Source organism: Bacillus cereus group sp. N8 (assembly GCF_016483685.1).
In the GTDB taxonomy this organism is placed as follows: domain Bacteria; phylum Bacillota; class Bacilli; order Bacillales; family Bacillaceae_G; genus Bacillus_A; species Bacillus_A proteolyticus.
Genome location: NZ_JAEHBK010000008.1, coordinates 184,174 through 191,849, shown reverse-complemented (window position 1 = coordinate 191,849; position 7,676 = coordinate 184,174). Strand labels below are relative to the sequence as shown.

Below are 7,676 nucleotides of genomic sequence, written 5' to 3'. Positions count from 1 at the left end.
GTCTCGTGGGCTCGGAGATGTGTATAAGAGACAGGTTTATGAGTCTAGTAAAAATATTAATTTTCTAAATTTATATAAAACGTGTAATATCCAATAAGTTCCTATATAATCAATAGAGAAAATCTTACAAATGGAGGTTTTAAAATGGCAGTTTTGAGTAATATTGGTGCAGCTTTATTTTTGATTGCTATCATTCTGTTAATCTTATGCATCATTTCACTCTTTAAAAAAAATGGAAAAGCAAAACAATATGGTCGTTCTACCGTTATTCTTTTTATGATTTCAATTGTTTTAACGGTGACCGGCACAACAAAATCGGAACACCCCGTCGTCGAGTTTTTTGCTATTTTAAGTTTCATTCTATTTATATTCTTCCTTGTTCTTGCAGTATTATCTGTTATTAAGAGAACAGGTGTAGCAAAAAAACAATTTATTATTACAGCTATTTTATTTGTCATTTTTGTTGCGCTATTAGGTACTTCAGGTCCTTCTTCTGAAAAAATGACAGCAACGAATAAACAAGTTGCTTCTAATAGTGAAGAGAAAAAAGATAACGAAAAGAAAGAAGCGGACGAAAAAACTCGTAAGCAAGAAGCTGAGAAACGTCAAGCTGAGGAACTAGCTCGTAAGCAACAAGATGAGAAACGTCAAGCTGAGGAACTAGCTCGTAAGCAAGAGGATGAGAAACGCCAAGCTGAAGAACAAGCCCGTAAACAACAAGAAGAGCAACAGCGTCAAGCTGAAGAACAGGCCCGTAAACAACAAGAAGAACAACAACGCCAAGCTGCTGAGCAAGCTCGTAAACAACAAGAAGAGCAACAACGTCTAGCCGCTGAGCAAGCCCGTAAACAACAAGAAGAGCAACAACTCCAAGCTGATGAGCAAGCTCGCAAACAACAAGAGGAACAGAAAAAAGCACAGCAAACTCAAACACAACCTGCTTCAGGAAATACTAGTAGTGCATATTACAAAAATTGTGCCGCAGTTAGAGCTGCTGGGAAAGCTCCTCTATATAAAGGACAACCAGGTTATGACTCACATCTTGATCGTGATGGCGATGGAGTCGCATGCGAAAAATAGTAATAAAAAAAGAAGCTTCTAGTAAGCTTCTTTTTTTATTATCAGAAACTATTGCGACCAATTACCCTCCCTCTCACTTTTATAAAACTCATTTTAGAATTCTCAAAACTGACACATAATAAGTGATTTCAATCACCACATTGTTTTTCATTTATCGCTATTCTTAATTTAGATATTACATTTAAACTTTATGGAGGCATTCATATGGAACATACATTTACTGAAACTTCAATTGTTGGTGAGATTGTTACGCAATTCCCGAAAGCTAGCGACCTTTTTAAGTCATATAGAATAGATTTTTGCTGTGGTGGTAATAGACCACTGATTGATGCAATTAATGAAAGAAATTTATCAGCTTCTGAAGTAATTACAGAGTTAAATACGCTTTATCATAATACGAAACTATTAAATGAATCTGAAATTGATTGGAAAAATGCTTCTTATCTCGTATTGATTGATTATGTAATTAATAAGCATCATCGCTATTTAAATGAAGAGTTGCCACAGCTAAGTCCATATGTAACGAAAGTATTACGCGTTCATGGAGCAAATCAGCCTCATTTAGCTCAAATTCATAAACTATTTCATGAACTTAAAATGGAATTAGAACAACATTTAATTAAAGAAGAAACGGAAGATTTCCCGTTAATTTTAGAATTCGAACAAAATCCAACTGATGAAAACTATGCAAAGTTACGTAAAGTAGTAGATGAGTTGGAGAATGAACATAACCACGCTGGCAATATTATTAAAGAACTTCGTAAGGTGACAAATGACTTTACTCCACCAGAAGGGGCTTGCGGCACTTATCGCCTTGTTTACCAGCGCCTTGAAGCCATTGAATCTGATTTATTTGAGCATATTCATTTAGAAAATAATATTTTATTTCCGCGTGCAATTACAAAAGCATAAATAAAGTGCAGGACATGAGTATAAATGCTCATGTCCTGCTTTTTCATTGTGTGAAAAATATTTATACTTCCCCTCCCCCTCTACCCATATCACCAAATTCTCTTTCGCTTCTCCCTTCACATAAATCCGAATTTTAACAATTTGTGAATCATTATAAAAGTGTGATAAATATCACATCTTCCCCTTTTTTGATTTTCTATAATGAGAATATAATACTTTGTTCAGCATTTCACATAAAAGGGGAAATGAATATGAAAAAACGTTTAGTTATGATCGGAAATGGTATGGCTGGAATACGCTGTATGGAAGAAATATTAAAACATGATAGTGATTCATATGAGATTAATATTTTTGGACATGAACCACATCCAAATTACAATCGCATTATGCTCTCTCATGTTCTACAAGGCAAAACAAATATGCAAGATATCATTATAAATGAATATAGTTGGTATGAGGATAATGAAATAACTTTATATACAAACGAAAGCGTTCAAAGTATTAACCGAGAAGAAAAAATCATTATTACAGAAAAGAATCGTACTCTTACATACGACAAACTCATTATCGCAACAGGTTCTAGTGCTTTTATTTTGCCTGTTGAAGGTTCTACCCTTCCTGGTGTGACAGGATTTCGAACAATTGAAGATACACAATTTATGATAAATACTGCTAAAGATAAGAAAAAAGCCGTTGTCATCGGTGGTGGATTACTTGGTTTAGAAGCCGCAAGAGGCCTCATTGACTTAGGAATGGACGTACATGTCGTTCATTTAATGCCGAGCTTAATGGAGCAACAACTAGATATCAAAGCAGCTTCTCTCCTTCGTGAAGATTTAGAAGCACAAGGCATGAAATTTCTCATGGAAAAGAAAACGGTAAAAATTCTTGGTACAGACCACGTTGAGGGCATTCAATTTGAAGATGGTGAATTTGTAGATTGTGATTTAATTGTAATGGCTGTCGGCATACGCCCGAATACTCAAATAGCAAAAGATGCTAGTTTAATTGTAAATCGCGGTATTGTAGTCAATGACTTTATGCAAACAAATGATGAATCTATTTATGCAGTTGGAGAATGTGCGGAACATGACGGTATCGCCTATGGCCTTGTTGCTCCTCTATATGAACAAGGTGCAATATTAGCAAAACATATAACGAATTTACAAACTGATGGATATACAGGCAGCATCGTCGGTACGCAATTAAAAGTTGCAGGTTGTGATTTATTCTCTGCTGGCCAAATTTATGAAGATGATCAAACGAAAGCAATATCAATCTTTGATGAATGTAAACGTTCCTATAAAAAAGTATTAATTCGTGACAATAAAGTCGTTGGTATCGTTTTATATGGTGATGCAGCTGATGGTACACGCCTCTTTAGCATGTTAAAGAAAGAAGAAGATATACAAGAATATACAGCAGTTTCCCTTCTTCACAAAGCTGGTGAAGAAAGTGAACTTAACGTTGCTACTATGAGTGCCGATGACACTGTTTGTGGATGTAATGGTGTTACGAAAGGCACAATCGTACATGCCATTTTAGAACAAGAGTTAACTACTTTTGAAGAAGTAAAAGGATGCACAAAAGCCGCAGGGTCTTGTGGTAAATGTCGTCCGCTTGTTGAACAAATTTTATCTCATACACTTGGAGATGCATTTGATGCAACTGCACAATCTGCCGGTATGTGTGGATGTACAACTTTATCACGTGATGAAGTCGTAACGGCGATTCATGAGAAAGGTTTAAAATCCCCAAAAGAAGTACGAAATGTTCTTGGTTTTGCACATGAAGACGGATGTTCGAAATGCCGTCCTGCTTTAAATTACTATTTACGTATGGCGATTCCAGAAGAATATGCAGATGATAAATCATCCCGTTACGTTAATGAAAGAATGAATGGTAACATCCAGCATGATGGTACATTTTCTGTTATTCCACGTATGTACGGAGGCGTTACAACAGCAGCTGATTTAATGAAAATTGCTGAAGTTGCAAAAAAATATGACGTTCCTCTCGTGAAAATTACAGGTGCGAGTCGAATCGGCTTATATGGTGTTAAGAAACAAGATTTACCTAACGTATGGGCTGATTTAAATATGACTTCTGGATATGCGTATTCAAAATCCCTTCGTAATGTAAAATCATGTGTTGGTTCTCGCTTCTGTCGTTTCGGTACGAAAGATTCATTAGGACTTGGTATGTTACTTGAACAATCATTAGAAATGGTAGATACACCTCATAAAATGAAAATGGGTGTAACGGGTTGTCCACGTAACTGCGCGGAAGTACTTACGAAAGATTTTGGCGTTGTCTGTGTCGAAAATGGATATCAACTATATATCGGCGGAAATGGTGGTACGGAAGTACGGGAAGCTGATTTTGTAATGATTGTCCCTACTGAAGACGATGTCCTTCGCATCGCAACAGCTTACATGCAATATTATCGTGAAACTGGTATTTACGGCGAACGAACTGCCTACTGGACAGAACGATTAGGCTTCGATCACATAAAAGAAATACTGCAAGATGCAAATATGGTCACTACGCTAAATGAACATTTCCAAAAAGCTCGTAGCACATATACGGAAGCATGGGAACAAGCACTAGAAACGAAATCATTAAAAGCGATGTATGAAGTAGAAACTGTAAAATAAGGGGCGTGCACTGTATGTTACAAACGAAAGAGAAAATAAAAATTATGCGTGTGGAAGATCTTCCTTTTCAAATTGGTAAAGAGGTGCAAATGAAAGGTATGTCTATCGCCCTATTTCGTCTTTCAAATGGTGATATTCGAGCTGTAGAAAATCGTTGTCCTCATAAAAACGGACCATTAGCGGAAGGTATTGTATCTGGTGAATTCGTCTTTTGTCCACTACATGATTGGAAAATTTCATTACTAACAGGTGAAGTTCAAAAACCTGATGACGGTTGTATTCAAACATACGAAGTAGACGTTATTGATGGGGATATTTATATATACATGTAATTTACAAAAGGAAGTCTCCCCCTGGCTTCCTTTTAAATAAAAATAGATGAGGTGCGAATATGAACGGATATGTATATTTAGTTGGTGCAGGACCAGGTGATGAAGGGCTTATTACAAAAAAAGCGATAGATTGCTTAAAGCGTGCAGATATCGTCTTATATGACCGCTTATTAAATCCTACCTTTCTTAGTTACACAAAAGAAACATGTGAACTTATTTATTGCGGCAAAATGCCCAAAAATCATACTATGCGACAAGAAATGATTAACGCACACCTTCTTCAATTTGCGAAAGAAGGGAAAATCGTTGTCCGTTTAAAAGGCGGAGATCCATCTATTTTTGGCCGTGTTGGTGAAGAAGCAGAAACTTTAGCATCTGCGAACATTCCATATGAAATTGTACCAGGTATTACATCTAGCATTGCCGCTAGTAGCTATGCAGGTATCCCCCTCACCCACCGTGACTACAGTAATAGCGTCACTTTACTAACTGGACATGCAAAAGGTCCTTTAGCCGATCATGGAAAATATAATTCATCCCACAATAGTGACACAATCGCCTACTACATGGGTATAAAAAACTTACCTACAATTTGTGAAAGCTTACTACAATCCGGAAAGAAAGAAGATACGCCAGTAGCAGTCATTGAATGGGGGACAACTGGCAAACAGCGCGTTGTCACAGGGACACTTTCAACCATCGTTCCTATCGTCAAAAACGAAAATATTTCTAATCCTTCCATGACGATTGTTGGTGATGTCGTTACTTTGCGGAAGCAAATCGCTTGGAAAGAACGTAAACCATTGCACGGTAAAAAAGTATTATTTTCAGCTGCTACAAATAAAGAAAGTGCAATAAAACAAATGTTACAAGAATACGGTGCAGAAATATATCAAATTCCAACTTTCAAAAAGGAAGAATACACATTAACCTCTGAACAAATCAATGAGATTTTTAGCGTTGATCGCCTTGTATTTTGTTCAGCTGAAAGTGTAGAAATCTTGATGCGATCATGTAGTAAATATCATAAAGATATTCGTTCCTTACAGGCAGAACTGCAGCATATGAACGGTACCACTCAAGAAAAACTGATGCAATATGGACTATTAAGCCAACAAGCAACGTTCTCTTTCGATACAACTGTTTATTTAGGCCGAAATATTAATCGCATTGCTTTCATTCAAGAAAAAATTGGTGCTGGTTCTTATATGATGACTCATGAATATACAATTGATCACCGCTTCGATGAAATTCATTCCCGTATGCTTTCTGAATTCTCATGGGATAGCATTGTATTTGAAGGACGTGCTTCTATTGATACGTTTCTAGCAGAAATAAAACGCCTTGGCTTTATCGATATTCTTACTCTCCCATTCTCGTATACCGATGTTCCAACTTTACACTATGCAAATAAAGTCGGGTTTCATAACGTAGATCATCAATTACAAGAAACTCTTATGAAGAAGGACATGGTGAGACAATGAAAGGAATCGTATATGTTGGACATGGGAGCCGACTACAAGAAGGTAATGAGCAATTCATTCACTTTATTCAATCTGTTATGAAAGAACGTAAAGAACGGATTCAAAAAATTGCTTTTCTTGAACTAACAACACCTACCATTTCAGATGCTGTTACTGAAACAATACTAGAAGGAGCAACTGAAATAATGATTGTACCTGTTTTATTATTTGCGGCAGCTCACTATAAACGTGATATCCCTTTTGAGATAGAGCAAATGCAAATGAAATATCCAAACATAACATTTTCAGTTGCGCCACCTTTTAGTACACATCCACATATGGTTGAACTTGTAGTGAAACGAATACGTGAAACTATGCCAATGCAAGGTAGTAGTGTTTTACTCGTAGGACGAGGTAGCAGTGATCCTCAGCCTATATATGAGTTACAACAAATCGGAAAGTCTGTCGAGCAAAAACTCGGTATGCCAGTATGTTGTTCCTTTTTAACGAAAGGAGCTCCCTCTTTTACTGATGAACTCAAGACTATAACATCGGCCGCGTCCCATGTATATGTCATGCCGTACCTTCTCTTTACCGGATTATTGCTTCAGAAAATTAAATTGCATACAAAAAAATATGATCACGTTACGACTTGTAACTGTCTTCAATTTGATACATATATGAAGGCATCTTTATTAGAACGAATGGAGGAATGTGTGTATGTATAGCATGTACCCTCTTATGTTTAATCTACATAATAAAGTGGTCGTTATAATTGGCGGAGGTAAAATTGCATATCGAAAAGCGTCTGGATTAAAAGATACAGGCGCTTTTGTCACCGTTATCAGCCCAGAGATTTGCGAGGAAATGAAGGAACTTCCTTATATTACATGGAAGCAAAAAACTTTTGCGAATGATGATATTAAAGATGCTCATCTTATTTATGCAGCAACAAATCAACATGCTGTCAATATGATGGTCAAACAAGCTGCTCATGATTTCCAATGGGTTAACGTTGTAAGTGATGGTACAGAATCATCGTTTCACACACCTGGTGTCATCCGAAATGATGAATATGTTTTCACTATTTCAACTTCAGGTAAAGATCCATCGTTTACAAAGCGTATGAAACAAGAATTAACTTCTGCCCTTCCTAATCTTATAAAAAGACTTTCTCGTACTCACAAATTGTAGTCTATTTCTTAGCTAAAATAGCAATTATATTTGGACAA

At 36.5% G+C, this 7,676-nt stretch carries 7 protein-coding genes; all 7 read left to right on the top strand.

Annotated elements, in window-relative coordinates:
- Positions 1-144 precede the first annotated feature (144 nt).
- The 7 genes from JDS80_RS15010 (at position 145) to JDS80_RS14980 (ending at position 7,638) form a co-directional block, all read left to right on the top strand.
- On the top strand, positions 145-1,080 hold the full coding sequence (locus JDS80_RS15010; protein WP_098890102.1) for an excalibur calcium-binding domain-containing protein: 936 nt from the start codon (positions 145-147) through the stop codon (positions 1,078-1,080).
- 204 nt (positions 1,081-1,284) lie between these two features.
- The gene (gene ric, locus JDS80_RS15005) at positions 1,285-1,992 is read left to right on the top strand and encodes an iron-sulfur cluster repair di-iron protein (RefSeq protein WP_098890101.1); all 708 of its coding nucleotides are present in this window, start codon (positions 1,285-1,287) and stop codon (positions 1,990-1,992) included.
- 251 nt (positions 1,993-2,243) lie between these two features.
- The gene (gene nirB, locus JDS80_RS15000; protein ID WP_199639016.1) at positions 2,244-4,649 is read left to right on the top strand and encodes an NADPH-nitrite reductase large subunit; all 2,406 of its coding nucleotides are present in this window, start codon (positions 2,244-2,246) and stop codon (positions 4,647-4,649) included.
- Positions 4,650-4,663: 14 nt separating this feature from the next.
- Entirely contained in the window at positions 4,664-4,981 is a 318-nt protein-coding gene (nirD, locus tag JDS80_RS14995) for a nitrite reductase small subunit NirD (RefSeq protein ID WP_098890099.1), read from the top strand.
- Positions 4,982-5,040: 59 nt separating this feature from the next.
- Positions 5,041-6,465 carry a uroporphyrin-III C-methyltransferase gene (locus JDS80_RS14990; RefSeq protein ID WP_098890098.1) on the top strand — a complete coding sequence of 475 codons (1,425 nt, stop codon included), beginning with the start codon at positions 5,041-5,043 and terminating at the stop codon, positions 6,463-6,465.
- Positions 6,462-7,172 carry a sirohydrochlorin chelatase gene (locus JDS80_RS14985; protein WP_098890097.1) on the top strand — a complete coding sequence of 237 codons (711 nt, stop codon included), beginning with the start codon at positions 6,462-6,464 and terminating at the stop codon, positions 7,170-7,172. The genes JDS80_RS14990 and JDS80_RS14985 overlap by 4 nt, the downstream gene beginning before the upstream one ends.
- Positions 7,165-7,638 carry a precorrin-2 dehydrogenase gene (locus JDS80_RS14980; RefSeq protein WP_098890096.1) on the top strand — a complete coding sequence of 158 codons (474 nt, stop codon included), beginning with the start codon at positions 7,165-7,167 and terminating at the stop codon, positions 7,636-7,638. The genes JDS80_RS14985 and JDS80_RS14980 overlap by 8 nt, the downstream gene beginning before the upstream one ends.
- Positions 7,639-7,676: the final 38 nt, after the last annotated feature.

Coding starts and splice junctions, on each gene's coding strand:
- JDS80_RS14980 (WP_098890096.1), top strand. CDS start 7,165: ATGTATAGCATGTACCCTCTTATGTTTAATCTACATAATAAAGTGGTC.
- JDS80_RS14985 (WP_098890097.1), top strand. CDS start 6,462: ATGAAAGGAATCGTATATGTTGGACATGGGAGCCGACTACAAGAAGGT.
- nirD (WP_098890099.1), top strand. CDS start 4,664: ATGTTACAAACGAAAGAGAAAATAAAAATTATGCGTGTGGAAGATCTT.
- JDS80_RS14990 (WP_098890098.1), top strand. CDS start 5,041: ATGAACGGATATGTATATTTAGTTGGTGCAGGACCAGGTGATGAAGGG.
- nirB (WP_199639016.1), top strand. CDS start 2,244: ATGAAAAAACGTTTAGTTATGATCGGAAATGGTATGGCTGGAATACGC.
- ric (WP_098890101.1), top strand. CDS start 1,285: ATGGAACATACATTTACTGAAACTTCAATTGTTGGTGAGATTGTTACG.
- JDS80_RS15010 (WP_098890102.1), top strand. CDS start 145: ATGGCAGTTTTGAGTAATATTGGTGCAGCTTTATTTTTGATTGCTATC.